General features: G+C 68.4%; 29 protein-coding genes and 1 pseudogene. 18 read left to right on the top strand and 12 right to left on the bottom strand.

Features of this window, described 5'->3' with window-relative positions:
- Positions 1-10 precede the first annotated feature (10 nt).
- The 3 genes from fabF to ACSQ2H_RS11630 all read left to right on the top strand — a co-directional run bounded on the left by fabF (position 11) and on the right by ACSQ2H_RS11630 (position 3,679).
- On the top strand, positions 11-1,294 hold the full coding sequence (gene fabF, locus ACSQ2H_RS11640; protein WP_436061551.1) for a beta-ketoacyl-ACP synthase II: 1,284 nt from the start codon (positions 11-13) through the stop codon (positions 1,292-1,294).
- Positions 1,291-2,403 (top strand): endolytic transglycosylase MltG, encoded by a 1,113-nt coding sequence (gene mltG, locus ACSQ2H_RS11635; protein ID WP_436061550.1) that lies wholly within the window; start codon positions 1,291-1,293, stop codon positions 2,401-2,403. Before fabF ends, mltG begins: the two co-directional genes overlap by 4 nt.
- Before the next feature lie 211 nt (positions 2,404-2,614).
- Entirely contained in the window at positions 2,615-3,679 is a 1,065-nt protein-coding gene (locus ACSQ2H_RS11630) for a DUF2853 family protein (protein ID WP_436061549.1), read from the top strand.
- A gap of 27 nt (positions 3,680-3,706) precedes the next feature.
- On the opposite strand, the gene ACSQ2H_RS11625 is transcribed toward ACSQ2H_RS11630, so the two are convergent.
- A complete protein-coding gene (locus tag ACSQ2H_RS11625; protein WP_436061548.1) occupies positions 3,707-4,120 on the bottom strand; it encodes a hypothetical protein in 414 nt (137 codons plus the stop codon).
- Positions 4,121-4,272: 152 nt separating this feature from the next.
- Between ACSQ2H_RS11625 and ACSQ2H_RS11620 the strand changes: the two genes are divergently transcribed.
- From ACSQ2H_RS11620 to ACSQ2H_RS11605, 4 genes and pseudogenes are all read left to right on the top strand, one after another.
- Positions 4,273-5,154 (top strand): YicC/YloC family endoribonuclease, encoded by an 882-nt coding sequence (locus ACSQ2H_RS11620; protein ID WP_436061547.1) that lies wholly within the window; start codon positions 4,273-4,275, stop codon positions 5,152-5,154.
- A 102-nt stretch (positions 5,155-5,256) separates the two neighbouring features.
- On the top strand, positions 5,257-5,913 hold the full coding sequence (gmk, locus tag ACSQ2H_RS11615; protein WP_436061546.1) for a guanylate kinase: 657 nt from the start codon (positions 5,257-5,259) through the stop codon (positions 5,911-5,913).
- Positions 5,914-6,479: 566 nt separating this feature from the next.
- A pseudogene (locus ACSQ2H_RS11610) lies at positions 6,480-6,587 on the top strand (PEPxxWA-CTERM sorting domain-containing protein); the annotation flags it as partial.
- A gap of 140 nt (positions 6,588-6,727) precedes the next feature.
- Positions 6,728-7,045: a hypothetical protein gene (locus tag ACSQ2H_RS11605; RefSeq protein WP_436061545.1), complete on the top strand. Its 318-nt coding sequence runs from the start codon at positions 6,728-6,730 to the stop codon at positions 7,043-7,045.
- A gap of 165 nt (positions 7,046-7,210) precedes the next feature.
- Here the strand turns inward: ACSQ2H_RS11605 and ACSQ2H_RS11600 are convergent, their stop codons facing one another.
- Both ACSQ2H_RS11600 and pncB read right to left on the bottom strand, forming a co-directional pair.
- The gene (locus ACSQ2H_RS11600) at positions 7,211-7,546 is read right to left on the bottom strand and encodes a hypothetical protein (RefSeq protein WP_436061544.1); all 336 of its coding nucleotides are present in this window, start codon (positions 7,544-7,546) and stop codon (positions 7,211-7,213) included.
- 326 nt (positions 7,547-7,872) lie between these two features.
- The gene (gene pncB, locus ACSQ2H_RS11595) at positions 7,873-9,177 is read right to left on the bottom strand and encodes a nicotinate phosphoribosyltransferase (RefSeq protein ID WP_436061543.1); all 1,305 of its coding nucleotides are present in this window, start codon (positions 9,175-9,177) and stop codon (positions 7,873-7,875) included.
- Between the two features lie 47 nt (positions 9,178-9,224).
- Between pncB and ACSQ2H_RS11590 the strand changes: the two genes are divergently transcribed.
- The 8 genes from ACSQ2H_RS11590 (at position 9,225) to ACSQ2H_RS11555 (ending at position 14,146) form a co-directional block, all read left to right on the top strand.
- A complete protein-coding gene (locus ACSQ2H_RS11590) occupies positions 9,225-9,662 on the top strand; it encodes an SRPBCC family protein (RefSeq protein WP_436061542.1) in 438 nt (145 codons plus the stop codon).
- 43 nt (positions 9,663-9,705) lie between these two features.
- Positions 9,706-10,080 carry a YbaN family protein gene (locus ACSQ2H_RS11585; RefSeq protein ID WP_436061541.1) on the top strand — a complete coding sequence of 125 codons (375 nt, stop codon included), beginning with the start codon at positions 9,706-9,708 and terminating at the stop codon, positions 10,078-10,080.
- Positions 10,081-10,128: 48 nt separating this feature from the next.
- Positions 10,129-10,311 carry a DUF3606 domain-containing protein gene (locus ACSQ2H_RS11580; protein WP_293402135.1) on the top strand — a complete coding sequence of 61 codons (183 nt, stop codon included), beginning with the start codon at positions 10,129-10,131 and terminating at the stop codon, positions 10,309-10,311.
- Between the two features lie 6 nt (positions 10,312-10,317).
- Complete coding sequence (locus ACSQ2H_RS11575; protein WP_436063567.1) at positions 10,318-11,085, top strand: sulfite exporter TauE/SafE family protein; 768 nt, start codon at positions 10,318-10,320, stop codon at positions 11,083-11,085.
- Between the two features lie 61 nt (positions 11,086-11,146).
- The gene (locus ACSQ2H_RS11570; protein ID WP_436061540.1) at positions 11,147-11,617 is read left to right on the top strand and encodes a hypothetical protein; all 471 of its coding nucleotides are present in this window, start codon (positions 11,147-11,149) and stop codon (positions 11,615-11,617) included.
- A gap of 91 nt (positions 11,618-11,708) precedes the next feature.
- Positions 11,709-12,320 carry a PEPxxWA-CTERM sorting domain-containing protein gene (locus ACSQ2H_RS11565; RefSeq protein WP_436061539.1) on the top strand — a complete coding sequence of 204 codons (612 nt, stop codon included), beginning with the start codon at positions 11,709-11,711 and terminating at the stop codon, positions 12,318-12,320.
- Positions 12,321-12,418: 98 nt separating this feature from the next.
- Positions 12,419-13,339: a hypothetical protein gene (locus ACSQ2H_RS11560; RefSeq protein ID WP_436061538.1), complete on the top strand. Its 921-nt coding sequence runs from the start codon at positions 12,419-12,421 to the stop codon at positions 13,337-13,339.
- Positions 13,340-13,357: 18 nt separating this feature from the next.
- On the top strand, positions 13,358-14,146 hold the full coding sequence (locus ACSQ2H_RS11555; protein ID WP_436061537.1) for an SDR family oxidoreductase: 789 nt from the start codon (positions 13,358-13,360) through the stop codon (positions 14,144-14,146).
- Here the strand turns inward: ACSQ2H_RS11555 and rsmA are convergent.
- Positions 14,143-14,970: a 16S rRNA (adenine(1518)-N(6)/adenine(1519)-N(6))-dimethyltransferase RsmA gene (gene rsmA / locus ACSQ2H_RS11550; protein ID WP_436061536.1), complete on the bottom strand. Its 828-nt coding sequence runs from the start codon at positions 14,968-14,970 to the stop codon at positions 14,143-14,145. The genes ACSQ2H_RS11555 and rsmA overlap by 4 nt on opposite strands.
- A gap of 34 nt (positions 14,971-15,004) precedes the next feature.
- Positions 15,005-15,814: a hypothetical protein gene (locus ACSQ2H_RS11545; protein ID WP_436061535.1), complete on the bottom strand. Its 810-nt coding sequence runs from the start codon at positions 15,812-15,814 to the stop codon at positions 15,005-15,007.
- Between the two features lie 102 nt (positions 15,815-15,916).
- On the opposite strand from ACSQ2H_RS11545, the gene fliK reads away from it, so the two are divergent.
- From fliK to mtnN, 3 genes are read left to right on the top strand one after another with little or no spacing between them, the layout of a single operon-like run.
- Positions 15,917-16,954, top strand: coding sequence for a flagellar hook-length control protein FliK (fliK, locus tag ACSQ2H_RS11540; RefSeq protein WP_436061534.1), 1,038 nt, complete (start codon positions 15,917-15,919; stop codon positions 16,952-16,954).
- Positions 16,876-17,223: an EscU/YscU/HrcU family type III secretion system export apparatus switch protein gene (locus ACSQ2H_RS11535; protein WP_436063566.1), complete on the top strand. Its 348-nt coding sequence runs from the start codon at positions 16,876-16,878 to the stop codon at positions 17,221-17,223. Before fliK ends, ACSQ2H_RS11535 begins: the two co-directional genes overlap by 79 nt.
- Before the next feature lie 20 nt (positions 17,224-17,243).
- Positions 17,244-17,969, top strand: coding sequence for a 5'-methylthioadenosine/S-adenosylhomocysteine nucleosidase (gene mtnN, locus ACSQ2H_RS11530; RefSeq protein ID WP_436061533.1), 726 nt, complete (start codon positions 17,244-17,246; stop codon positions 17,967-17,969).
- On the opposite strand, the gene ACSQ2H_RS11525 is transcribed toward mtnN, so the two are convergent.
- From ACSQ2H_RS11525 to ACSQ2H_RS11495, 7 genes are all read right to left on the bottom strand, one after another.
- Positions 17,966-18,139, bottom strand: a complete 174-nt coding sequence (locus ACSQ2H_RS11525; RefSeq protein ID WP_436061532.1) for a hypothetical protein — start codon at positions 18,137-18,139, stop codon at positions 17,966-17,968. The two genes, mtnN and ACSQ2H_RS11525, sit on opposite strands and share 4 nt — an antisense overlap.
- A gap of 96 nt (positions 18,140-18,235) precedes the next feature.
- On the bottom strand, positions 18,236-18,715 hold the full coding sequence (gene greA / locus ACSQ2H_RS11520; RefSeq protein ID WP_436061531.1) for a transcription elongation factor GreA: 480 nt from the start codon (positions 18,713-18,715) through the stop codon (positions 18,236-18,238).
- Between the two features lie 12 nt (positions 18,716-18,727).
- Positions 18,728-19,342, bottom strand: a complete 615-nt coding sequence (locus ACSQ2H_RS11515) for a class I SAM-dependent methyltransferase (protein ID WP_436061530.1) — start codon at positions 19,340-19,342, stop codon at positions 18,728-18,730.
- On the bottom strand, positions 19,342-21,162 hold the full coding sequence (locus tag ACSQ2H_RS11510; protein WP_436061529.1) for a DUF885 domain-containing protein: 1,821 nt from the start codon (positions 21,160-21,162) through the stop codon (positions 19,342-19,344). Before ACSQ2H_RS11510 ends, ACSQ2H_RS11515 begins: the two co-directional genes overlap by 1 nt.
- A 98-nt stretch (positions 21,163-21,260) precedes the next feature.
- Positions 21,261-22,277 (bottom strand): 4-hydroxythreonine-4-phosphate dehydrogenase PdxA, encoded by a 1,017-nt coding sequence (pdxA, locus tag ACSQ2H_RS11505; RefSeq protein ID WP_436061528.1) that lies wholly within the window; start codon positions 22,275-22,277, stop codon positions 21,261-21,263.
- On the bottom strand, positions 22,274-23,629 hold the full coding sequence (locus ACSQ2H_RS11500; RefSeq protein ID WP_436061527.1) for a peptidylprolyl isomerase: 1,356 nt from the start codon (positions 23,627-23,629) through the stop codon (positions 22,274-22,276). The genes pdxA and ACSQ2H_RS11500 overlap by 4 nt, the downstream gene beginning before the upstream one ends.
- 58 nt (positions 23,630-23,687) lie before the next feature.
- Positions 23,688-25,997 (bottom strand): LPS-assembly protein LptD, encoded by a 2,310-nt coding sequence (locus ACSQ2H_RS11495; protein WP_436061526.1) that lies wholly within the window; start codon positions 25,995-25,997, stop codon positions 23,688-23,690.
- Positions 25,998-26,100 lie beyond the last annotated feature (103 nt).

Here is a 26,100-nt window from a genome sequence, read left to right as displayed (position 1 = left end):
AGGCCCGCTCATGCGTCGTGTCGTCGTCACCGGCATCGGTTTGCTGACCCCCCTCGGCCAAGGCGCCGAGATCACCTGGAAAGCCATCCTTGAGGGCAAGTCCGGGGCGGGGCGCATCACCACCTTCGATCCCACCGACTATGCCTGTCAGGTCGCCTGCGAAGTGCCGCGGGTCGACGGACGCGGCGGCGGCGGTGAAGACGTCCCCGGTTCGTTCAACCCGGACGACACCCTGGCGCCGAAGGACCAGCGTCGAGTCGACGACTTCATCCTCTACGCGATCGCCGCGGCCGACGAAGCCGTGAAGGATTCGGGCTGGGTCCCGGAATCCGAGGAAGACAAGGAACGCACCGGGGTCATCATCGGCTCGGGCATCGGCGGCCTCGCCACCATCGAGAAGACCAGCGTCGAGCTGTTCGAGAAGGGCCCGCGTCGGGTCAGCCCGTTCTTCATTCCCTCGGCCCTGATCAACCTGGCGTCTGGTCAGGTCTCGATCCGTCACGGCTTCAAGGGGCCGAACCACTCGGTCGTCACCGCCTGCGCCACCGGCGCCCACGCGATCGGCGACGCTGCGCGTCTGATCAAGTACGGCGACGCTGACGTGATGGTTGCGGGTGGGGCCGAAGCGGCCATCTGCCCGGTGGGCGTCGCGGGCTTCATCGCCTGCCGTGCCATGTCGACCGGCTTCAACGACGAGCCGCAGAAGGCCAGCCGTCCCTACGACAAGGCCCGCGACGGCTTTGTGATGGGCGAGGGCGCCGGCGTGCTGGTGCTGGAGGAATACGAACACGCCAAGGCGCGCGGCGCGAAGATCTACGCCGAAGTGGCCGGCTATGGCCTGGCTGGCGACGCCTATCACATCACCGCCCCGGTCGAGGACGGCGACGGCGGCTTCCGCGCCATGCGCGCGGCGATCAAGGACGCCGGCATCGACGTCGCCGACATCGACTACGTGAACGCCCACGGGACTTCGACGCCGCTCGGCGACGAGATCGAACTGGGCGCCGTCACCAGGTTGCTGGGCAACGCGGCGAAAAACCTGACCATGTCGTCGACCAAGTCGGCGACCGGCCACCTGCTCGGGGCCGCCGGCGCCATCGAGTCGGCGTTCACGGTGCTGGCGATCCGCGACCAGATCGCGCCCCCCACCATCAACCTCGACAATCCGTCGGTGGAGACCGAGATCGATCTGGTTCCGAACAAGGCCAAGCCGATGAAGATCGACGTGGCGCTGTCCAACAGCTTCGGGTTCGGCGGCACCAACGCTTCCGTGGTGTTCAAGAAGGTCTCGTGAGCCGCAAGCCGCGCAAGTCGGCCGCCCGCGGGCGGCGCAAGCCGTCGGGCGCCTTGCCGCCTGCGCGCAAGTTCAGGATCATCCTGGGCAGCGCCGCGGCGACGCTGGGCGTCGTCGCCGCCCTGGTCCTGGCCTGGGCCCTGTGGTCCTACCAGGGACCAGGACCGGCCACAGACGGCGGTGAGACCCGCGTGGTCATGTTGCGCAAGGGCGCGGGCCTGACCGAGATCGCCTCGACCCTGGAGCGCTCCGGCGCCATCCGCTCAAAGGCGGTGTTCGCGGCCGCCGCCCAGTTCACCGGCGCGGCCAAGGGGCTGAAGGCCGGCGAGTACGAGTTCAAGAGCCGCGCCTCGCTGGCCTCGATCCTGCGCGACATCCGCGACGGCAAGATCATCATCCATCAGGTGACGATCCCGGAGGGCATGACCTCGGAAGCCGCGGTCGCCACGCTGATGGCGCGCCCGGACCTGAGCGGCGTCGTGGCCGCCCCGCCGGAAGGCTCGATCCTGCCCGAGACCTACCAGTACGAACGCGGCGAGGATCGCTCGGCCGTGCTGAAGCGAATGATGGACGCCCGCGACGAGCTGCTGGCCCTGCTGTGGGAGAAGCGCCAGCCCGGCCTGCCGATCAAGACGCCGGAGGACGCGGTGACGCTCGCCTCGATCGTCGAGAAGGAGACCGGGATCGCGAGCGAGCGGCCCGAAGTCGCCGCCGTGTTCGTCAACCGGCTGCGCAAGGGCATGCGGCTGGAGAGCGACCCGACGATCATCTACGGGCTGAATGGCGGCAAGCCGTTGGGCCGTGGGCTGCGCGCCTCGGAGATGGCCCAGCCGAACCCGTACAACACCTATCAAATCGACGGCCTGCCGCCGACGCCGATCGCCAACCCGGGCCGGGCGGCCCTGGCGGCGGTGCTTGATCCGCCCATCAGCGACCATCTGTTCTTCGTCGCCGACGGCACCGGCGGCCACGTCTTCGCGACCACCTACGACGATCATCTGAAGAACGTCGCCAAGTGGCGGACGGTCGAAAAGCAGCGCGCTGCGGCCGCGCTTCAGGAAAAGGCCGGCGCCCTTCAGGAGAAGGCCGCGGAGCAGGCCGGCCGCTAGCGGGGGCGTCTAGATCCCGAGGTTGAGCGGTCGATGCCGGCGTTGAGAAGCGCTAAGCGCGACCGCAGATTCCTAAGGTAAATCCCTCGACCCACTCCGCAAACGGCCCTAGCGCCCGCATCTCGCCATGGTCCTATCGGTGAGGGGTCGATTCTGGACGCGATCCCTCGCGCGCCTGTTCGACGCCCGTCAAACGATCGGAGGACAGGCCATGGCGGAAGACTGGGCCATCGACGTCAGGAAGTACGTTCCCAACGCCGATTCCAAGGTGATCGACGCGATCATCCGTTACTGCGGGATCGCCCTGCATAACCGCGACTCGTCGTTGGTTTCCTTCACAGAACCCGAGGAACTGCGCCGGGTTCGGGAGAACTACCTGAAGAAGAAGCTCGGCCTGACGCATAGCGACGCCGAGCTGGACGACGCGATCATGGGCGTCGGCGAACGGATGAGCGCGGATCGGACCAAGAACCGGGTGACGGTCTACTACCTGTTGGCCGAGCACTTCCGGAAACTGTCGGTGTTCGGCGGCACGGATGTGGCGGGCGGCATCGGCAAGGCGGCGATGGCCGCCGGCGCCGTCGGGGCCGGCGCTGCGGCTGCGTCAGTGGCGAGCGCGGCTACCGACGCCTCTGCGACTGTCGCCGACTTCGGCGATCGCGCGCACCGGGTTGAAGACCGCCCGCCGCCCGCCGCGCCGGTCTATGCCCGCGGCCCGGCCGCGGCGCCCGCGCGTCGCTCCGGGATGGGCGCGTTGTTGCCCTGGCTGTTGGGTCTGGCGGCGTTGGCGTTGCTGGCCTGGTTCTTTCTCGGCCGGCAGGCCACGACGCCGACCGCTCCCGTCGCCGAGGTGAGACCCGCCGCGCCCGCCGTGGCCCCGCCCGTACGAACCGCTCCGGCTGAAGCCGTGGCCCCGGTTCCGGTCGCTCCGGCGCCCGTCGCGCCGGCGGCCATTGTCGGTCTTCCCGCCAACGTCCACTTTGCGCTGGGCTCGGCGGCCATTGGGCCCGATGACGGGCGTCTGATCGAGGAAGCCGCCGCGGCGATCAAGCAGGACAACCTGCGGGTCGGCATCACCGGCTATACCGACCGCACCGGTAATCTGCCGCTGAACGAACGTCTGGCTCAGCAACGGGCCGAAGCGGTTCGCGACCGGCTGGTCGCCTCTGGCGTTCCGGCGTCAAGCATCGAGATGGTGGCCCCGACCGCCGTCGAGAACGGCCCCGTCGCGACACCCGACGTCGACGCTCGACGCGTCGAAATCGTCCGCCGCTAGGGACGACCGAGGCGTCTGCGGCCCGCGCTAATCGCGCGGGTCGCGGCGTGCGCGGAACATCGGAAGCACCGCTGCGTAGAGCAGCAGGATGAGCGTGGCCCAGGCCGCGATACGATCATTGGGCTGGGCCAGTTCCGCCGTGAAGAAGCGGCGGAAGAAGGTGAGTTCGATCACCGCCAGGACAAACAGCATCAGCACTGCACCGACGCCGACGGCCAGCCGCTGGGAGAGAGCCGGGGGAATGGCGAAGGCCCGCACCGCGAATCCCGCCCACGGCAACAGGGCGAAGGCGACGATCAAGGCTCCGGCGATGACCCCGAACACGGGTTCGATCCCCACAAGGTCCACCAGATCGCGCACCAGCCGGGCCACCCCGAGCGCGGTGAACAAGGCGCAGAAGTAGATCGCCGCGGCGCCGGCGATGCGTCGGACCACGTCCATGGCGGCCTCCGTACAGTCTCGCCTGCAACTTGACGCTGAAGCGGTCGGCGAGTCGACCTTGGACATTTGAAAAGCCGCCGGCGCGTTTCGGTTGGCTTCGGCGTCTGCGCGCCATGTAGACTGCCGGAAATTGCGCAGCTTCGAGGATTTCCATGCCGCTTTCTGGGATGACGGGCTTCGGCCGGGCCGAGGGGGCAGCCGGCGACTGGACCTGGGCGGTCGAGGCGCGCTCGGTGAACGGGCGAAATCTGGAGGTCCGGTTCCGCGGTCCGCCGGGATTTGACCAGTTGGACAAGGCCGCGCGTGACGGAACCCAGGCGCGGTTCGCGCGTGGCCAGGTGAATGTCGGCGTCCAGGCCAAGCGCACCGACAGCGGCGTCGAGGTGCGGATCAACGAAGAGGTTCTGGCGCGCTATCTGGCGATGGGCGAGGGGCTGATCGCGGCCGGCAAGGCAGGTCCGCCGAGCCTGGACGGACTGCTGGCCCTGCGCGGGGTGATCGAGGCGGCCGAGGGCGGCGACGATCCCGAGGCTCAGGCCGCGCTGCAGGCGGCGATCGCTCTGTCGATCGGCGCGGCGTTGGAGGCGCTTTCCGCATCACGCCGCGAAGAAGGCCTGGCGCTGACCGCGGTGCTGATCGGGCTGGTCGACAAGATCGAAGCCCTGGTCGGCGAGGCCAAGAGCCTTGCCGAAGGGCAGCCCGTGGCGATCAGGGACCGGTTCGCCCGGCGGATGACCGAACTGGTCGGTGAGGCGGTCAGCGAGGACAAGATCGTCACCGAGGCTGCGGCCATGGCGGTGAAGGCGGACGTGCGCGAAGAACTGGACCGGCTAAGCGCGCACGTCGAGGCGGCCAGGACTCATATCGCCGCCGAAGGGCCGCAGGGCCGGCGGCTGGACTTCCTGACCCAGGAGTTCATGCGCGAGGCCAACACCTTGTGCTCGAAGTCGGCGCTGGGGGCGCTGACGACGACAGGCTTGGAGCTCAAGGCCACCATCGAGCAGTTCCGCGAGCAGGTGCAGAACGTCGAGTAGGCCCCGCCAGCCGCGCGGCGGTCCCCATGCCGCGCATTGAGGGCCTTCCGCTGAAAGGGCGCTATCTGTTAAGCGGCGCTCTGAACGTGCGAAGAGTGACGAATGACTGACGGACACGACCATCCCAGGCCCTGGGAAACCACCCGCCGCGGGATGATGCTGCTGGTGTCCTCGCCGTCTGGTGCGGGCAAGACGTCGCTGTCTCGGCGGCTGGTCGCCGACCATAGCGACCTGATGCTGTCGATCTCGTGCACCACGCGCGCGCCGCGCCCGGGCGAAGAGGAGGGGCGTGAGTACTATTTCGTCGACCGCCCGACCTTCGATGCGATGATCGAGCGGGGAGAGTTCCTCGAATGGGCCGACGTGCACGATAATCGCTACGGCACGCCCAAGGCGCCGGTGATGGCGGCCCTGGAGGCCGGTAAGGACGTATTGTTCGACATCGACTGGCAAGGCGCCAAGCAGGTCGCCGACGCCGCGCCGGACGACAGCGTGCGGGTGTTCATCCTGCCGCCGTCGTGGGAGGACCTGTCGCGCCGGCTGCACGCACGGGCTCAGGACAGCGAAGAGGTGATCCAGAAGCGCCTGGTCAAGGGCAAGGACGAGATCGAGCACTGGCGGCTCTACGACTACGTCATCGTCAACAAGAACTTCGATCGGGCCTATGCCGACCTCGGGCACATCTACCGCTCCGAGCGGATGAAGCCGGGCCGCAATCCGTGGCTGCCCGACTTCGTCGAGGCGCTGCTGGAGGAATAGCTGCGTTGATCATCACGGGGTGATCGCGACGTAGATTGACAGCACCGCTACAAACACGTTGGTTAACGCAATTCAGGGGGGATTGCATGCGCGTGTTGCTCGGATTGGTAGCGATTGCGGCGTCGGCGGTGATTGCCGGTTCGGCGAGCGCTGCAGCGTTTGTGACGGTCGATGCGCCGTATCGCACCTGGACTGGGAATTGGTTCACCGGTGAGTTCGAACCGGGAGTCGAATCGTATCAACTGCCATCGCCTTACGTTGTCGGAGGGGTCAGCTTTTCGGCGTCCTACCTGGCGCTCTACAATGACAACGTCACTTTCCCCGGCATCTACTTCGGCGCGAGCTCGCCCTTGACGATCACGCCGAGCGAGCGGATCGGCGCGTTTCGGACATCAATCGGATCGTACCAAGGCACGAGTTCGATGCAGATCGAGGTCAATGGTGTGGTTATCGCTGACTTCGCTATCGCCGAGAAGGAATCGGTGAGCTTCGCCATCGTATCCGATGAGCCCATCTCTCAGATCCGGTTCATTGGTTGGGGAGGAGCGGAGATGAAGGGTTTCAGCATCTCAAGCGCCATCCCCGAACCCGCAACTTGGGCGATGATGATCGTCGGGTTGGGCCTGAGCGGGGCGGTGTTGCGCCGCCGCCGCGGAGCGGTCGTCGGCGCCTGACGCCAAGGCGTTCACAGGAATTCGCCCCCTGTGGACGCCTCTGTTGTTTTGAGAACCCGCGACTCTTCCGATGCTTGCGACTGGTCGCTCCCGTCTGAGTTGGAGGGCGGTCCGGACGATCAACCTGGGCGGAGTCGCGCATGTCCTCATGTTCTGTTTTTGTTCTGCCGCTGGAGGCGAACATGAAGAATGAGGACTGGATCAACGCGCAGCGCGAGCCGCTGCTGGCGTGCGTGGGGCTGGACCGGCACCTGGTGGCGCGATGCGCCTCGCCGGGATGCGAGCGGGCCGCGCCGTGCGATCCGACCCACTGGGTCGCGCAGGGGCTCGGCGGACTGCCGTTGCGGGCGTTCACCGATCGCATGCGGTGTGTCTGTGGCGGGCGACGGGCGCAGCTGACGATTGCGGCGGGGCCGTTGCCGGAGCGGTCCGGCGGGGACGTCTACGTTTTCCGCTGACTTCCAAGGCGGTGGAGCGGATTTTCGAGCGCCGCCTCGACCGTCTGGCCGGATCACCGTCTGGCCGGATCCATGACGGGCTCTCCTGCGCAAGGCTAGCCTGACACGTCTGGGCAAAAGGAAGAGCGCGCCCCGGCTGGAGGTCCGGGACGCGCTCGAAGCAATCTACTTCTTCAGCATCGTTTTCAGTTCGTCGGCCGTGGCGTTGATGGTCGCCGAGCCGTCGGCGATCGCCAGCTTGCTGGTTTCGACCGCGAAGGTGTCCGAGCCCATCTTGATCGTCGCGACCTGCTGGCCGGCGGCGTCGGGCTTCACTTCGGTGACCGTGCCGATGCTGGCGCCGGTCTTGTCCTTCACGGTTGCGCCGACGGCCAGGGTGGCGGCGGTGGCGCTGGCGTCCTTCGCCGGCGGGGCGGTCGGCTCAGAAGCGTCTTGAGCAAAGGCCGGAGCGGCGATGGCGAGGGCGAGGGCCGCAGCCCCGTAGGTGAAGATGGAACGCATGAGGTCTCCCGTACATCTGTGAGGCCTCCCCCGAGGCATCTCCAATCTGGCGGGGCAATTCGGCCATCAAAGGACCGTGATAAGGCATAATAGTGGCAATGGTATGTGGGTGATGCGCGGCGCAATAAGGCCTTACGGAAATTATTATAGCATCAGGTATGATTCAAGGGCCGCGCTCCCCCAGGGAGCGGGCCTATCAACGCTTAGCTTGACCTTGCAGCCTCCACGCGCATCCGGCGCGCACAGAACAACCCCGGAGACAGTGGGAGGAAGCGCAGCCGGCGCAGATTGGTTGCAAACCCGGATGAGACGTTTTGGCGCAGGGGTCAGACGATGACCGGATGGGCGTGGCGTCCGGCCTCGCCGAAGACGCGCAGGTAGCGGACGATCTCGGCGCGATCGCCGGTCGCCTTTTCGGGGTTGTCAGAGAGCTTCACGGCTGGGCGGCCGTTCGCCTCGGTGACTTTGCACACCAGCGAGATGGGATCGAGGGCGTCGCCGCCGCCGGGCAGGCATCCCTTGAAGTCGTTGGTCAGGTTGGTGCCCCAGCCGAAGCTCATCCGCACGCGACCGGCGAAGTGGCGGTGGGCTTCCTCGATCGAGTCGATGTCCATGCCGTCGGAGAAGACCAGCAGCTTGTCGCGCGGGTCGCGGCCCTTCGCCTTCCACCAGGCGATGATCTCCTCGCCGCCCTCGATCGGCGGGGCGCTGTCGGGACGGAACCCGGTCCAGTCGGCGACCCAGTCGGGCGCGTCCGACAGGAAGGCGCGGGTGCCGAAGGCGTCGGGCAGGGCGACCAGCAGGTTGCCGGCGTAGGTGCGTCGCCACTCGTCGAGCACCTTGTAGGGCGCAGCGCGCAGTTCGTCGTCGGATTTGGCCAGCGCAGCGGCGACCATCGGCAGTTCGTGGGCGTTGGTCCCGATTGCCTCGAGATCTCCGTCCATGGCGAGGAGGACGTTGGACGTGCCGAGCACGGCGTCGCCCAGACCTTCCTTCAGCGCCTCCACGCACCAGCGCTGCCAGAGGAACGAGTGGCGGCGTCGGGTGCCGAAGTCGGAGATCAGCAGGCCGTCGAGTTTGCGCAGTCGTTCGACCTTCTCCCAGAGCTTGGCCTTGGCGCGGGCGTAGGTGATGTCGAGGGCGAACCGCCCCTGACCGCGCAGGACGGTGCGGGTACGCAGCTCGTTGATGATCGCCAGGGCCGGAATCTCCCACATGGTGGTGTGGGTCCACGGGCCGTGGAAGCTGAGCTCGTATTGGCCGTCGTGCTGGGTCAGCTCGTAGGGCGGCAGCCGGAAGTCCGCGAGCCAGGCGATGAAGCCCGGCTTGAACATCTGGGTCTCGCCATAGAACGTGTTTCCGGCCAGCCAGATCAGCTCCTTCTTCGAGAACGAGAGGGTGCGGGCGTGGTCGAGCTGGGCGCGCAGCTCGCTCTCGTCGACGACCTCCGCCAGGCGCACGTGGCGGGTGCGGTTGATCAGCGAGAAGGTGGCGTGGACGTCGGGATGCAGGCTCCAGATCAGCTGCAGCATCAGCAGCTTGTAGAAGTCGGTGTCCAACAAGCTGCGGATGATCGGGTCGAGCCGCCAGCCGTGATTGTAGGTCCGCGTTGCGAGGTCGGTGTTCGCCATGGCTCGACAATGGCAGTCCGCGGCTGGTTTGCGAATATAGTCGCGCCATGCATCAGATCCGCACCGAAGCGATCATTCCCGCCACGCCGGACGCGGTCTGGGCCGTACTTGCCGATTTCGAGCGCTACGTGGAGTGGAACCCGCTGAACCTCGAGGCCCACGGGCAGGCCAAGGTCGGAACCAAGGCGAAGATGGTGTTCCGCAATCTGGCCGGTCAGGGCGTCATCCGCCAGACGGTGCGAATAGTAGCGGCCGAGCCCGCGCGGGAGCTCGCTTGGTCGGGGCACGTGCCATTGCTGTTCGCCGGCCGCCACGGGTTCCTGCTGACGCCGCACGCGCAGGGAACGCACGTCCTGCACACAGAGGTGTTGGGCGGGCTGCTGCCGGCGACCTGGAGCAAGGCCAAGATCACGCGTGACTTCACCCCGGCTTACGAGGCGGTGAACGTGGCGCTGGCGCGACGCGTCGCAGAAACGACGCGCTGACCCCTATCGCGACGCCGCCTTTTGAGAGAAGTTCTCAATTGGCATGACGCGCGCGCTTTATCTGGTTCTGGGGTTGGGGTTTACCGCGTTGGGGATCGCGGGAGCGTTCCTGCCGCTGCTGCCGACGACGGTGTTCCTGATCCTCGCGGCGGCCTGCTTCGCCAAGTCTTCGCCGCGTATGGAAGCCTGGATCCTCAACCACAAACAGTTCGGGCCGCTGGTGCGCGACTGGCGGGCGCACGGAGCGATCCCGCGCAAGGCCAAGGTGCTGGCGTGCACGGGCATGGCGCTTGGGTTCGCGGTCTTCTTCCTGTCGGTGCATCCGGGGCTCTGGCTGGCGCTGGCGGTGGCGGCCGCCCTCGGGGCCTGCGCCGCGTTCGTGGTCAGCCGGCCGAGCGGCTCGCGTCCAGGCGGGTAGGCGCCGCGCGACGGACTTGGTAGGCCAGGGCCGATCACGGAGGCGATCATGGCCGAACCCAAGGGCAAGCGGGATTTCCGCGACAACGTGCGGCTGGATATCCGCGAGCGTCACGAGGTGGCGTTCTGGGCCAAGCGCTGGGGCGTGAAGCCCGAACAGGTCATCGCCGCGCACCGCAAGGTCGGCCACAACGTCAAGGACATCGCCGCCGAACTCGGCAAGCGGAAGTAACCTCCGCTGCTGACCGACCCCTTCTTCTACGCCGTGGCGATCCCGGCGGTGATTCTGCTGGGCCTGGCGAAGGGCGGCTTCTCCGGCATCGGGGTCATTGCGGTGCCGATGATGGCGCTGGCGGTGTCGCCGGTGCTGGCCGCCTCGATCACCCTGCCGATCCTGATCGTGCAGGACGTCGTCAGCGTCTGGTCGTTCCGCAAGACCTGGGACAAGAACGTGCTGGTGGTGATGCTGCCGAGCGCGGCGGGCGGCATTGCGCTGGGCTACTCGCTCGCGGCGTTCGTCAAGCCAGGCGCGGTGGAGCTGGCGGTTGGGGCGATCTCGATCGTTTTTGCGGTCATGCGGCTCTGGGCCGAGCGCGGTTCGGCGCTGCCGAAGCCGGCCAAGCCTGAGAAGCTGCCGTGGCGCGGCGTGCTGGCGGGGATCATGGCGGGCTTCACGAGCCAGATCGCCCATGCCGGCGGGCCGCCGTTCCAGATCTACGTGATGCCCAAGAACCTGCCGCGCGACGTGTTCATCGGCACCAGCGCGATTTTCTTCGCCGTGGTGAACTGGATGAAGGTCCCGGCCTATTGGGCGCTAGGCCAGTTCACGCGCGAGGCGATGATGACCGCCCTGGCGTTGCTGCCGCTGGCCATCGCCTCGACCTGGGCCGGCGTTTGGCTGGTCCGACGGGTCCCGGCCGGGAACTTCTACCGGATCATCTATGTCCTGCTGATCGCGGTCGGCGCCAAACTGGCCTGGGACGGAACGGCCTCGCTGCTTGGCTAGCGCCTTACGAGCGCCCATATCGGCTGCTTAAGCTACGGCGCGCTTGGAGGCGCCTTTCGATATGCGTACGCGTACCATTCTGGCGGCCTCGGCCGCTCTGGTCCTGACGGCGAGCGTCGCCCAGGCCCAGGAGGCGATGAGCACCGCCGGCGCCACCGGCGTCGCGCCCTCGGAAATCAATCTGGCCGCCGCCGAGCCGGCGGCTCCGGCAGCGGCCGCCCCGAAAACCGAGACGCTGGACACCGCCGAACAGATCAGGCGCTGGCTGGCCGACTCGCCGGCGGCGACGACGCCCGAGGAGGCGTATGGCGAAGGCGTGAGGTTGCCGCGAGATCGCCAGATCCACGGCGAGGTCGGCGTCGCGGTCGGCACCGGCGGCTATCGCAGCGGCTACATCACCAGCGTCATGCCGATCGGCGAGACTGGAACCCTGGCCCTGACCATCGGCCAGGAGAAGAACGGCTATCGCCACTACTGGAATGGGCGGCCCTACGGCGTCTTCGACTACGGTTATTCGGGCTTGCCTCACTGATCAGCACGGTGAGTGGGTGACGCCAAGGCGATCTACCCATTGACTCTCCCCAAGGCAGGGCGTTGGTTAACGCCACCCTGGGGAGAGCGAAATGCGCAATATGCTCGGATTGGCTGCGGTGCTGGGCGCACTGTTTATGGCTGGCGGCGCGCAAAGCGCGACCACTCTTCCCCTCGACATGGGCAATCTGGAGTCCGACGGAGCCTACTATTCCGAGGGCGCGCGGATCGTGCTTCCGCCGTCGGGCCAGCCCTACCTCTATGTTGTCTTCCAATGGAGTTCGGGCGATCTGAAGGGCGCCTCGGTCGCCGGCTTCCATCGGACCACATTCGGCTACTACGATCCGTGGGCGGTTGGCGGTGTCGGGTACAACGAGTCCGACTGGAACCTGGATTGTTCGTTTGCGAATGGCTGCGTGCAAGCTCTCGGCGATCGTCGGGGCTATGCGCGGCTGGTCTTGCCCACTGAGATCGACCAGCCGTGCGGGCCGCCGCCCGACAGTCTGTGCTACCAGCGCCTCAACTTTTCCGACCTTGCGGCTAGCCTGAACATCCAGACCTGGAACGGCGAAGTCGTCACCGCGTCGGTCACCTTCCAGGATTACGCGCCGGTCCCCGAACCGGCGACATGGGCGATGATGATCGGAGGGTTCGCGCTAACGGGGGCGACTTTGCGGCGGCGGCGGGCGGCGATGACCGCCTAGAGACCAAGGGTAATTCAAACGCCCGTTCGACTCTGGTCCGCGTCGGTCTATACGTGTGGACGGCGCCCTCGGGCGTCCGACGACACAGGAGACGCCCCATGAGCTTCGATACGCCCCTCAGCCTTGCCGGTCCGCTGCGCAAGCCGGCGCAGATGCTGGCCGACCAGGAGTATGGCGGGCACACCTCGATCCACGACGACGCCATGGCCGAGAAGCTGGGCTTCCGGGCCGGGCCGATCGAGGGGCCGACGCACTTCAGCCAGTTCCAGCCGCTGCTGGCCAAGATCTGGGGGCAGCGCTGGTACGAGAGCGGCTGCATCTCCTCGCACTTCCTGAACATGGTGGTCGAAGGCGAAGAGGTTCGCGCGTTCGCCGAGATCCCCGCCGAGGGCGCGACGCGCACGCGCATCTGGGCCGAGAAGGCCGACGGCACGCCGGTGCTGGAGGCCAGCGCCAGCGTCGGGCTGCAGACCGAGCCGAGCCTGTTGGAAGCCCGCATGGCGGCGCTGCGCCCGCCCAGCAAGCTGCTGATCCTGGAAGACCTGAAGGTCGGCATGACCGGCGCTAAGGACGAGCGTGTGAAGATGGACGCCGACCAGAACATGGGCGCGCTCTATCCGTTCAGCCTGAACCAGAAACTCGCGAAGATCACCGAGACCTCGCCCTGGTTTTCCGACGGCGCGGCTTCGCCCTGGGGGCGGGCGATCATCCCGTTCGAGATGCTGAGCGTGCTGTTCGAATACTCGAGCCGCGAGGCCGCGTTCCCGGTGAAGGGACCGGCTGTCGGGCTGTTCGCCGACCAGGAGATCAGGCTCGTCGACGGGCCGCTGTTCGTCGGCGAGGAATATGTGCTGCGCCGGGAGATCGCCGCGCTGGCCGAAAGCAAGCGCACCGAATCCTATTGGGTGCGCACGCGGGTGTTCGACGCCAAGGGCGAGAAGCAGGTCGCCGAGATGCTGCTCAATCACGCCAGCATGAAGAACTCGTACGCCGGCTACGCCGACGCCGCTCAAGCCTGATCAAGAGGACGCATTTCCATGGAAGTTAAGGGCAAGGTCGTCGTCGTCACCGGCGGCGCCGAGGGGATCGGTGCGGGGCTCGCGCGGCGGTTCGCACGCGAGGGCGCCAAGGCGGTGATCGTGGCCGACCGCAATGGCGACGGCGCGGCGGCGGTCGCCAAGGAAATCGGCGGCGAGGCGGTGACGCTGGACGTCAGCGACGGCGCGGCGGTGGCGGCGATGGTCGCCGACGTCGAGGCGAGGCACGGCGGCATCGACCTCTTCTGTTCCAACGCCGGGGTCGGCGACGGCGACCCTGACAAGCAGAACGCGGCCTCGTCGCCGGACGAGATCTGGAACCGGGCCTGGAACGTCAACGTCATGGCCCACGTCCACGCGGCGCGGGCGGTGATCCCCGGCATGCAGGCCCGCGGCGGCGGCTATCTGCTCAACACCATCTCTGCGGCGGGGCTGCTGTCGCAGATCGGCGGGGCGGTCTATTCAACCACCAAGCACGCGGCGGTGGGCTTCGCGGAGTCGCTGGCCATCACCCACGGCGACCAGGGCATCAAAGTCTCGATCCTGTGCCCGCAGGGCGTCGACACCGCGATGCTGCGGCAGGGCGACAGCGCCTCGCAGCCGCAGAACCTGGATGGCGTGCTGACGTCGGACGACGTCGCTGAGAGCGTCGTGCAAGGGCTGGCGGCGGAGAGCTTCCTGATCCTGCCGCATCCGGTCGTGCTGACCTACATGCAGCGCAAGACCGCCGACTACGACCGCTGGATCGGCGGTATGCGCCGGCTGCGGGCGAAGATGTTCGGCGGCTAGGAGCGGCCGCGCAGGGCGTCGGCCAGCGCCAGGAAGCCGGCAACGTCGATGGTCTCAGCGCGAGCTTCCGGTGCAATGCCGGCGGCCTCGCAGAGCTCGGCGCCGCCCAGCACCTTCAGGCTGGAGCGCAGCATCTTGCGACGCTGGCCGAAGGCGGCGGCGGTGACGCGCTGCAGGGCGTCCAGGCGCTCGGGCGCCGGGCGATCGGCGCGCGGGGTCAGCCTGGCGACCGCCGAGGCGACCTTGGGCGGCGGGGTGAAGGCGCGGGCCGGGACGTCCATGACGACGGCCGCGTGGCTCGTCGCCTGGGCGATGACCGACAGCCGGCCATAGGCCTCCGATCCGGGCTCGGCGGCGATACGGTCGGCGACTTCCTTCTGGAACATCAAGGTCATGGATGCCGGCGTGAAGGCGCCCGTCAGCCACTTGATCAGCAGCGGCGTGCCGACGTTGTAGGGCAGGTTGGAGACCATGTGCGCCGGCGCGCCGGCGGCCACTTCGGCCTCGTTCGTCTTCAGCGCGTCCTCCAGCCGCACGGTGAGCGCGCCGCCGGAGGCGACAGAGAGCTCCTCCAGCAGCGGGGCGAAGCGCGGGTCAGCCTCGACCGCGGTGACCTTTGCGCCGGTCTCCAGCAGGGCGCGGGTCAGCCCGCCGGGGCCAGGGCCGACCTCGATGACATGGTCGCCGGGACCGACCTCGGCCAGACGCGCGATCTTCCGCGTGATGTTGAGGTCGAGCAGGAAGTGCTGGCCGAAGCTCTTCTTGGCCAGCAGGTCATGCTCGGCGAGGGTTTCACGCAGGGGCGGGAGCTGGTCGAGGGTCATTGCGCCCGCAATAGCAGGCGCGGGCGGCAGCCGCCTAGGGGCGCTTGGGCGTCAGAGCGTGGAGCCGCTGATAGAGGGCGTTGGCCTCCTCGTCCTTGGGGGCGATCGCCCAGGCCTGGGCCGCGCAGGCGAAGGCGCGCTCCAGATGCTCGGCGTTGCGGCGCTGGGCTTCGTAGAGATCGGCATGCGCGGCGCCTTCCATGGTGGCGATGATCGCGCGCTGGCGCTCGTTCAAGGCCGGCCGGGCGAAACGAAGATCGGCAAGCGTGGCGAGCGACCCGCGGGCGTCCTTGGCCTCGCGTTGGAACCGCGCCAGATGAATGGCGACGTCGCCCTGCGGCCAGACGCCGGCCGCGATCGCCGCCTCGCGCCAGCCGGCCGCGATGGCGACCCCAGCCGTCCATGCCCCGCTGCGCTTCAGCGCCTTGGCACGGAGGTGGCGCGTGTCGCGGTCCGGCGTCAGGCCGCGTCGGTGATCGCGGACCGCATCCAGGATCACAAGGAGATCCTCGCGGGAGGGCGGCCGATGCGGGACCACATCGCGGATCTCGTCATAAGCGGCGTTCTCCTCGCGCAGGCTCGCCGGGGTCGCGGCCAGCACGGCCGCGCGCAGGGCGTCGCTGGGAACGACCACCCCATCGGCGAGTCGGGCGAAGGGAACCGATCGCGTTCCGGCCGCCGCGGCATAGGTGATGCGGCGGGCGCCAAGGTCCACCGCCACGACCGGAAGGAGGTCCTCGCAGTCGCCGTCGTCGAAGCCACATCCGATCAGCAGGTTCGGGTCGGCGTCAGGACTGTCCAGCCAGCGGATCACCTCGGCGCCGGCGATGTCTGCGTCGGTCATGATGGATCTCCAGAGTCGTGGTCGGCGTAGGCCAAGCGATCTTAAGCCGAGCTTCACTCCCGGCCGGTAACATGTCGGCAACTTTTGGCAGGTGAGACGTTCGTGTCGATCACCCCGATCCAAGGCCCGCTGACGCCGCAGGTGGCGATACCGGTCACGCCGGTGCGGCCGGTGATTCCGGTGACGCCGCCGGCTGCGCCGTCGATCGACATCGATCCGGGACAGGTGCAGGCCCAGCTTCTAGCCCAGACCGCTCAGCAGGCGGCGGTGCGACAGGGCGGGCTCGCGCCGTTGATGGCGGACCTTACCCAGGCGGCTGGAAATCCGGCCCTGCCCAGTCCCGTCCGCTCTGCGGCGGCGCAGGTGCTGGCCCAGGCGACGCCCTTTGATGCACGGGTCGGCGGCCCGGACGTCGCCAAGGCGCTGTCGCAGTCGGGGCTGTTCCTGGAGGCGAAGCTGGCGGCCGCGCCGCAGGTGTCGCCGATGGGCCAGGACATGAAGGCCGGGCTGCTGGTGCTGCGCCAGGCGCTGAGCGCCTGGCTGGCCGGCGCCCCGCGCTCGCCGGACGCCAGGGCTCCGGCGCGCACGCCGCCGCCGCCCTATCGCGCGGGCGGGCCGAGGGCCCAGCCGGCCGCCAGTCCGAGTCTGCCGGCCGACGCCGCGCCCAGCCAGATCGGCCAGCGGCTGCTCGCCGAGACCGAGAGCGCGGTCGCCCGGCAGGAGCTTCTGCAGATCGCCTCTATGCCGGCCGGCGAAGATCACCCGGTCGAGTCGCAGGTGACCCGCTGGATGTTCGAAATGCCGTTCACCACCCCTCAGGGCGCGGCGGTGGCGCAGTTCGAGATCAGCCGTGACGGCCGCGGCAAGGGTGGGGAAAACCAGCCGACCTGGCGCGCCGTGTTCTCGCTGGACATCGAGCCGCTGGGACCGATCCACGCGCGGGTGTCGCTGGCCGGCGGCCAGGCGATCGTCGGGCTGTGGGCCGAACGCGAGACCGGGTTCGCGCGACTTGAGGAGGGCCGCGAGCTGCTCGGCGCCGCTCTGGCGCGTGCCGACTTCCGATCCGAGATCGCCGTGCACTCCGGCGCGCCGCGGATCGCCGACCCGCAAGCCGGCCAGTTGGTGGACCAGACCTCATGAGCCAGGACCCACGCAAGACCCTGGCCGTCGCCCTGACCTATGACGCGCCGCACGCGCCGCGCGTGGTGGCCAGCGGCCGCGGCGTGATCGGCCAGAAGATCATCGAGGCGGCGCAGGCGCACGGCGTGCCCATCCAGCAGAACGCGGTGCTCGCGCAGGCGCTGTCGACCATCGAGCTGGAGACCGAGATCCCCGAGCGTCTCTATGTCGCGGTGGCCGAGATCCTGGCCTTCGTGCTGCGCGCCGCGGAAGAGGGGCAGCGGCGCTGAGGTCGTGCTAAGCGGAGCCCATGCACGCGATCCTCTGCGCCACGCCGGAAGAAATGGACGCCCTTCGGAACGTCCTGCACGCCGATCCGCAGCCGGAAGTCCACGGACCGACCAAGGTCTGGCGGGCGCTCTATCGCAACGAAGCCGTGGTGCTGGCGCAGGCGGGGATCGGCAAGGTCAACGCCGCGGCTGCGGCGACGCTGCTGTTGTCGGTCTTCCGGGCGCGCAGCCTGATCTTCTCTGGCGTCGCCGGCGGGCTGAACCCGGCGCTTGGGGTCGGTTCGGTGCTGCTGGCCGAGCGGCTGGCGGTGCACGACTACGGGATCGTCACAGCCGGCGCCTTCACGCCGACGGCCTACGGGGTGATCCCGGTCGGAGCGCCGGTGCTGAGCGCGCCTGAACCCGTGGACGCTGTCGTGCGGGAGGTCCTGACGCGGCTGGCCAGCGCGATGCAGGGACGGCTGGACGCGCGCCTCGGCGGAGTGGTCACGGCTGACTACTTCCTGAACTGCCCGGTGACGCGCGACGAACTGCATGCGCGACTGGGGGCCGACGCCATCGACATGGAATCCGGGGCCGTGGCGGTCGTGGCGCGGGCCTGGAACACGCCGCTCTACGTCATCCGGACGCTTTCGGACCTGGCCGGAGCCGACAGCCACCTGACTTATGACGAGATGGTCGAGGCCGCGGCGCGCAACTCGGCCGCCTGCGTCGACGTGCTGCTGGGTCTGCTGGCCGAAGGCTAGTCGGCGACGCCGCCACGAAGCGGATCAGCGCCGTCGAGCATCATGATGTGTCGGCGTTGGCGCCGCACCCCCTCGATGATCTGCTCCAGGCTGCGGCGCTGGCGCGGCGCGCTCGCCCCCCTGGGCGCGCGGTCGGCTGCAGGCGTCGAGCGGGGGTTCGGGGGCGTCATGTCTACTCCTCACGGCGTCGCCCGGTGGCGGGCGGCGAGCTCAAAGGACAACACCTGTGCTGTAGATCGGTTCGCCGGCAGGTCAGATCGCCGGCATCACTTGATCGCGATCACCTCGACTTCGGCGCCGTTGACCTCGGCGAGGTCGCCGAGGGTCTTGCCGAGCAGGGCCCGGGCCAGGGGCGAGATGTAGGACACCGAGCCGCTGGCGGGATCGGCCTCGTCTTCTCCGACGATGGCGTAGGTCTGCCGTCGGCCGTCCTCGCGCTCGAAGGTCACGCTGCGCCCGAACTGAACTGTGTCGATCGACAGGTCGGGTTCGACCAGCTGGGCGCTGGCGCGACGGGCGCCGTAGTAGCGCAGGTCGCGGGTGGCGCGGGCCATCGCGGTGCGGTCGGCGTGCACGTCGCCCGCGGTCTGGGCGGCGCTGTAGGCCGCGCGAGCCTTGGCGAGCTCGTCGTCGATCTCGGCCAGACCTTTGGCGGTGACCAGGTTCGGGTGTGGAGAGATCGGGCGATCAGGGAGGTCGGCGGCGACCGACTCGCTGTCTCCCTCTTTGGTGAAGGCGACGCTCATGAGCCCATTATCTCAGGCGGCGGCCGTCATGAAAACGTCGCAGCGCAGGGTCTTGCCGACGATCTGGTGCGACGGCGCTCGCAGACCCGGCATCGGCGGTCCCTTGCGCGGCCACTTCAGGACGACCCGCTTGCGTGCGCAGGCGAGCGCGGCCTGCATCAGTTCGAGCTGGTCCGGGTCGGTCCCCACCAGGTCGCGCAGCAGGCGCATGTCCTTCTTCACCAGGGCGGTGGAGGTGCGCTCAGGGTGCATCGGATCGACGATGACCACGTCGGCGGCCAGGGTCGGCAGCAGCAGGCGCGCATCGCCGTGCAGCAGCGTCATGCGCGCGACGACCTCCGCCGTTCGCGGATCGTCGGCTGCAGCCTGCAGCCCGGCGGCGAGGCGCGCGTGTACGTGCGGCGAGCGCTCGATCAGCGTCACCTGCGCGCCGAGCGAGGCGAGCAGGAAGGCGTCACGGCCCAGGCCCGCCGTGGCATCGATGATCGTGGGGGTGACCCCCTTCACGAAGCCCGCAGCGCGCGGCAGATCCTGGCCGCGGCCGCCGCCGAAACGGTGACGATGGCCGACCGCGCCGCCGACGAAGTCGATGGTCAGCTCACGGGCGAGGTCGGCCGGGTCTTTCATCAGCGCTGGGACACCGTCCACTGATCGACCACGCGCTCGAGCACGGCCAGCGGCAGCGAACCGCCGAGCAGCACGGCGTCGTGGAAGCCCTTGATGTCGAACTTCGGACCCAGGGCCGCCTTGGCCTTGGAACGCAGGCGGTCGATCTCGGTATGGCCGATCTTGTAGCCGCAGGCCTGACCCGGCCAGACGACATAGCGGTCGATCTCGTTCTCCGCCGCGCCGAGCGGCAGGCCGACGGTGTCACGCATGTAGGCGATGGCCTGCTCGCGGCTCCAGCCCTTGCCGTGGATGCCGGTGTCCAGGACGATCCGGGCGGCGCGGTAGAGGAACGACTGCAGCCAGCCGATACGGCCGGCGGGATAGGCGTCGTACATGCCGAGCTCGTCGCCGAGTTGCTCGGCATAGAGACCCCAGCCCTCGCCATAGGCGGTGAAGCCGATGTTCTTGAACAGCATCGGCGAGGCGCCGGCCTCCTGCACCAGCGCGCCGTGGAACAGGTGCCCGGGGACCGCCTCGTGATAGGTGAGGGTGGGCAGCGCCCACTTGGCCCATTCGGTCGTGTCGCGCAGGTTGATGTAGTAGGTCCCGGGCCGCGAGCCGTCGAGCGAGCCGCTTTCGGCGTAGCCGCGCGGGGCCCCGATCTCGATGGCCGGCGGCACGCGCCGGATCTCCATGCCGCCCTTGGGGATGGTGTTGAACATCTTCGGCGCGGCGGCCTTCACGGCCGCCATCTGCCGGTTCAACTCGGCCAGCAGCTCCTGACGGCCGCCATCGGTGTTCGGATAGAACTGGGCCGGGTCCTTGGCGAAGGCGTCGAGGCGGGCGGCGACCGTGCCCTGGGTCAGGCCCTGGGCCTTCAGCAGCGGATCAAGGCGGGCGGTGAGGTCGGCGACCTGCTCCAGGCCGATCTTATGGGCCGCGTCCGGCGTCAGGTTGGTCGTGGTGTGGAAGCGCAGCGCGTACTCGTAGAAGGCCGCCGTGATCTGTTGGCGCGAGACGGTGGCGTCATGCACGGCCGTGCGGCGCTGTTCGGTCAGCAGCGCGATCTGGGCGCCGAGGGCCTGGGCCACAGGTCCATCGACAATCGTTGCGGCCTTGGAGGCCCAATCGGTTCCGAGTCCCTTCTCCGCGGCGCGGCGGCCGACCGAGGCGGCCAGGCCCGAGCTCTCGCCCTTCTGAGCGGCCAGGGCGTTCATCTGGGCCAGCGCCTTGTCGAGGATGAAGTCGGGCGGCACGAGGCCGGGGGCGGCGTTGTCCTTGGCGCGGGCCGTCTCGTCGTTCATCGCCTTGGCGAAGTCGGTGAGGCGGGCGAGATAGGCGTCGGCGTCGGCCTCGGTCTCGATCACGTGCTTGGTGTCGAGCGCGTCCGGAACCTTCTGATAGCAGCCGGTGAGTTGGCTGAGCACGTAGGGCACGGGATAGTCGTAGGAATCCACCCCGACGAACGCGAAGCGCGCGCCCTCGGCGCAACGATCAGCGTACCAGGTGACGGTGTCGTACTCGGTGACGCTGCGGCCCGAGAGCGCCGAACGGTCGACGGCCTTCAGGGCGTCGCGAGCGTCGATCAGCGGTTGGAAGGAGCCCATGCGCCCGGCCTGTGAGCGGTCGCCGACGCGGGACTTGAGCGGCGCGCGGGCGTCCTTGTCGAGACCAAGACCCGAAGCATTGAGAGGATCGGCCGCCAGCATGCCTTCGAAGATGCGGTCATAGATCGCTTCCGCCTGAGCCTGGGCGCCGCCTTGGGCGCGGGCCTGGCCGAGGGTTCCGAGACTGGCGACGCCGGCGGAGGCGGCGAGCAGGCGGCGACGATTGAGCATGACGTGGAATTCCCCCGGAACAGACCGGCGGCAAGAGGACATGTCCGGCTGGAGTCGGCAAGTCGCGCACGACGGAACCGATCGCCGGCGCGCCGAACTCAGGCGGCGCGATTGGCGGCGATCTCGGCGGCCATGCGGATGGCGGCGATCAGGCTGTCCGGGCGCGCCAGGCCCCGTCCGGCGATGTCGAACGCCGTGCCGTGGTCGGGCGAGGTGCGGACGATCGGCAGGCCGAGCGTGACGTTCACGCCGCCCCAGAAGTCGAGCATCTTCACGGGGATCAGCGCCTGGTCGTGGTACATGCAGACGGCAGCGTCGAAGCGCGCGCGAGCGGCCTCGTGGAACAGGCTGTCGGCAGGGGTCGGCCCAGCGGCGGCGACGCCTTGGGCCCGCAGCGCCGCGACCGCCGGGGCGATGATCTCGACATCCTCGCGGCCGATAGTTCCGTCTTCGCCGGCATGCGGATTGAGCCCGGCGACCGCAAGCCGCGGCTCGGAGATCCCGAAGTCCCGGCGCAGGGCCTGGGCGGTCACGAGCCCGGCGTTGACGATCGCATCGACGCTGAGCAGCGCGCCCACCTTGGAGATCGGCTCATGGACCGTGACGAGAGTCGTGCGCAGGCCCGGCACCGCCAGCATCATGATCGGGCCGCGCGCGCCCTCATAGGCCGCGCCGGCCGTCAGTTCGCCGAGGAATTCGGTATGGCCAGGAAAGCCGAAGCCGGCGGCATAGAGCGGCGCCTTGGCGATCGGGGCCGTGACCACGCCGCTGACCGCCCCTGAGAGGGCCAGGCCCACCGCAGTCTCGATCCAGCGGATGATCGCCGAGGCCGCCGTCGACGACGGCTGGCCGGCGATGACCGGGCTGCGCAGGGGGATGTCGAGGACCGGCAGCGCTTCGCCGAACACTGCGACCGCCTCCTTGGGCGTCGTCACCCGGCGAACAGTGCGCATGCTGGCGCCGGAGGCGGAGGCCACCGATTGGACGTCGCCGACCACCATGAAGGCCGGGCCTTCATGGCGCAGCTGGTTCCAGGCCTTGACCGTGATTTCCGGGCCTACCCCGGCGGGATCGCCGAGGGTGAGGGCGAGCGGCGGCTGGTCGGGCGCGGTCACCGGGTCTCGATCGTCGCCGACGTCCGGAGGTCACGCATGTACCGCCGCGCGATCATGCTGAGCTGTTGGCCATAGAGCCGGCTTTCGATCTGCTCGGCGGTCAAGCTTTCGGCTCCGCCGGCGCGCTTGCCGCAGACCGCCAGGATGTGAAGGCCCGCATTGGTGCGGATCGGCCCGGAGATCTGACCCGCTTCCAGCGTCTCGACCGCCTGGCGGAACGCGGGCGCCAGATCCTTGATCTCGGTCTCGCCAAGATCGCCGGCGACGACGCCGTTGACCTTGGAGGCCTTGGCCTCGATGTCGTTGCAGCTGGTGACCTGGCTGCGGACGGTTTCGAGCGTGGCGGTGGCGGCCGCGACCTGGGCCTCAGTGGCGCTTTGCGGCAGGGCCACTGCGGCCTGTTTCAGGTGGACGACGGACGCCGTCGAACCCGAGCGCTTGTCGCGCAGGAAGATGATGTAGACGCCGTCGCGGACGGAGATCGGCTGCGACAGCTGACCCGGACGCATCTGCTCGAGCGCCGCATCGATCTCCGGCGCCATTTCGCCGGCGCTCACCCAGCCGGCGTCGCCGCCATTGGCGGCGGTGGCCGAGGCCGAGAACTGCCGGGCGACCGCGGGGAAGGGGGCGCCCTGTTGCATCTGGGAAATCAGCTGGGTGGCGCCGTTGACGGCGGTCTCCATGCCCCCGACCCGGTTGGAGTCGATGAACACTTCGCTGATCTGGTACTGCGGCTTGGACGCGGCGGCGGCCATGCGCTGCTGCATCGCCTTGACCTGATCTTCGCCGACCCGCAGACGCGAGCCGTAGCGGCCACGGATCCAGCGCTGCCAGCTGATCTGGGCGCGGACCTGTTCACGCAGCGTCTCGACGCCAATGCCCTGGCCGGCGAGCGAGTTGGTGAACTGCTCGAGCGACATGTTGTTGTTGCGCGCCATGTCGGTCAGCTCTTCGTCGATCTCGGCGCGGTCGGCGATGAGCGAGATCTTCTGTTCCTTCTCCTGGCGACGGAGCTCCTGGATCTGGAGGCGCTCGTCGACCAGCGAGACCAGGGCCTCGCGCTGGAACTGGGCGATGTTCTGCTGGGTCGGCTGGATGCCGGACGTGGCGATCAGCAGGCGCATGCGCTGGGCCAGGTCGTAGGTCGAGATGATGTCGTCGTTGACGACGGCCGCGACCGACTCCGAAAGGCCGCGCGGCGCAGCGGGTGCAGCGGGCGCAGGCGCGGCGGTCGCCGGAGCAGCGGCGGGGGCCTGGGCGAACGCGTACTGCGGCGCAGCCGCGGCGGCGAAGGCGGCGGCCAAGGCGACGCCGCGCGCCGCAAGGCCCGTGACTTTACGCGCGCGGATCATGGATGAGGTCTTCCTTAGCGTAGCCGTAGCGGGCGGCGCCTCAGGGCGGCCGCGGTTGTCAGTTGCCATATATCGGTTCGCCCAATGTGGCGAGGGTTAGGCGGAACCCGACAGACTCCGTCGCGCCCAGGCGATTGCCGATAGCGTCTTCGCGCCGATAGTAGACGTCGAGCCGCAGGCACTCGTCGCGATAGGCGACGCCGATATCGCGGACGACCCAGGCGTCGGCCTGCAGATCGCGGTTGCCGTAGGCGGTGAACGACCAGTTCTTGGTGACGTAGATTTCGCCGCCCAGGTCCAAATTCTCGACCCTGCCGTTCGTGTCCGTCGCGATCGGGCTGGATCGGTCGCGCAGATAGCGGACGTAGCCGAAGCCCCACTTGGAGTTGACGTTGGCTCCAGCCTCCGCCCGGGCCAGGTCGAAGTCCTCCGAATCCAGCCGGGCCCGGGTGAACAGCGACAGTCCGCGCATCGGCTCTGCGGACGCCGCTACGATCCAGTCGGACGACTTGGTGCGCAGGCCGCTGGCCTGGGTGAAGACGTCGTTGTCCTCGGTGCGCAGCGAGCGGCCGATCAGCAAGCTGGCCCTGCGGCCATCGTCCCAGAGGATCGACGCCCGGCCGCCGACATTGGCGCGAATGCCGTCCTCGTAGAGATCGTAGCCGGGGAATTTGTTGGGCCGGAAGAGATTGGTCTCATCGAACTCGAAGGCGAGACCGTCTTCGTTCAGATAGATCGGCGCGCCCGTCGTGTCATAGCCAAGCACGACCTGCTTGACGTCGGGCGACAACGCAACTTGAACAATTGGTTCAAGAACTGCGGTGAAGTTCTTGTAACGCTTGAAGAAAGGATAGCTTACATCAGCCCCGGCGACGCCGAGGCCGCGCATCAGGCTGTCCGAGCGTGAGCCGTTGGACAGCACCCCTTGCAGGTTGTCGTCGATCGAGTAGGCGTCGATCCGGGCCTGGACATACGGCGAGACAACCACGCCGGCCTTGGAGACGAAGGTGGTGCGCCAATCGACCTCGGCGGTGGCGCGGCGGCTGTCGAGCCCGTCGAGCCGCTGCGGCGGCGCGTTCATCGGCGACTGATCGCGGGTCAGCGCGACGGCGCTGGCGCGCACCCGCAAACGGCCGCCCAGGACCGCCGGCTCCGCTTCCCAGCGTGACTCGATCAGCGGCGCGACGATCGGGAAGGTGCGGTCGTTGTCGTCCGGGCGCAGGCCCTGGATGGTGAAGGCCGCGGCCGAGAAGTAGGACCGCTGGTCCTCGCGGATCGTATAGACTTGGCTGATCAGGCGGCGGTCGTCGGCGACGTAGGGGCCGCGCGCCTCGTAGACGCCGCCGATGTCGTACTTGTCGAACAGCAGGTCGTCGGAGGTCCGCTCGGCGGTGAAGCCCCAGCGCCACTTGTCATTGATGGCGAAGGCGCCGGACGCCAGGATGTAGCTGTGCGAGGTCTCGTCGCCGCTCTGGCCCTGGGGGGCGGCGATGTCGTCGTCATAGGTGTAGCCGAACCGCGCCTCGAGCCCGCCGGAATAGAACCGCTTGCGCAGCTTTCCATTAAGCAGCGGGTTAACTTTCGTGTTGATTTGAGGACTTAGCGTCAAATCCGCAGACGGCGACAGCACGAATAGGTAGGGCTGTTCGTACGACACGCCACGGCGGTCGGAGAACGAGATTTCAGGCGGCATCAGGCCGGACTTGCGTTCCGCCTGCGGATCCGGATGCCAGAAGATCGGCAGGTAGATCAGCGGCACGCCCTTCACCTGGATGACGGCGTTTCGGTAGTAGACGAGCTGGCGCTGCTTATCCTGGACGACCTTGTCTGCCCGGATCGACCAGGTCGGCGACTTGGCGGTCTTGGTATCGGTCGCGCAGATGTCGCACGGCGTGTAGATCGCGCGATTCAGCTCGTTGATGGTGTTGGAGCGGTGGACGGCGCTGGCCGCCGCCATCTTCACGTTCTGCTGCAGCCGCGATGAGAAACCCGTCGCTACCCCGGCCTTCATCTCGTCGTCGAGGACGATCTCATCGGCGTATTGCACCGACCCGTCGGCGTTGATGATCGAGGTGTCGCCGCGGGCCCGGATCAGGCCCTTGGCCTCGTCGTAGATCAGCTCCTGGGCGTGAAGCGTGCGGCCCTGGTAACGGACCTCGACCTCGCCCTTGGCCGTGGTGATCTTGTTCTTGTCGTCGCGGATGACGAGGTCGGCTTCCATGTAGAGCTGACCGGGCGCGAGGCCGTCGGGCGACGGCGGGGCCGCGCGCGCGGCCTCCTGCGCCTGGGCCGCGCCGCAGAACACCATCAGCGCCACGCCCGCGAGCAGGCCGCGCTTGGCTGAGGCTGAACGCCTGCCGAGACTCATGAACTCCCCTCGCGCGGACCCTAGAGCGAAGCCCGATCCGCCTAGATCGGGCTTTGCTCAAGGCTCCCTGAGACCGAAGCATCCTTCGTCGGAAGAAAGCTCC

The organism is Phenylobacterium sp. LjRoot97, from assembly GCF_964254345.1.
GTDB lineage: Bacteria > Pseudomonadota > Alphaproteobacteria > Caulobacterales > Caulobacteraceae > Phenylobacterium.
Note: the sequence above shows the minus strand (reverse complement) of the source record. Positions and strands in the feature narration are given on the sequence as shown.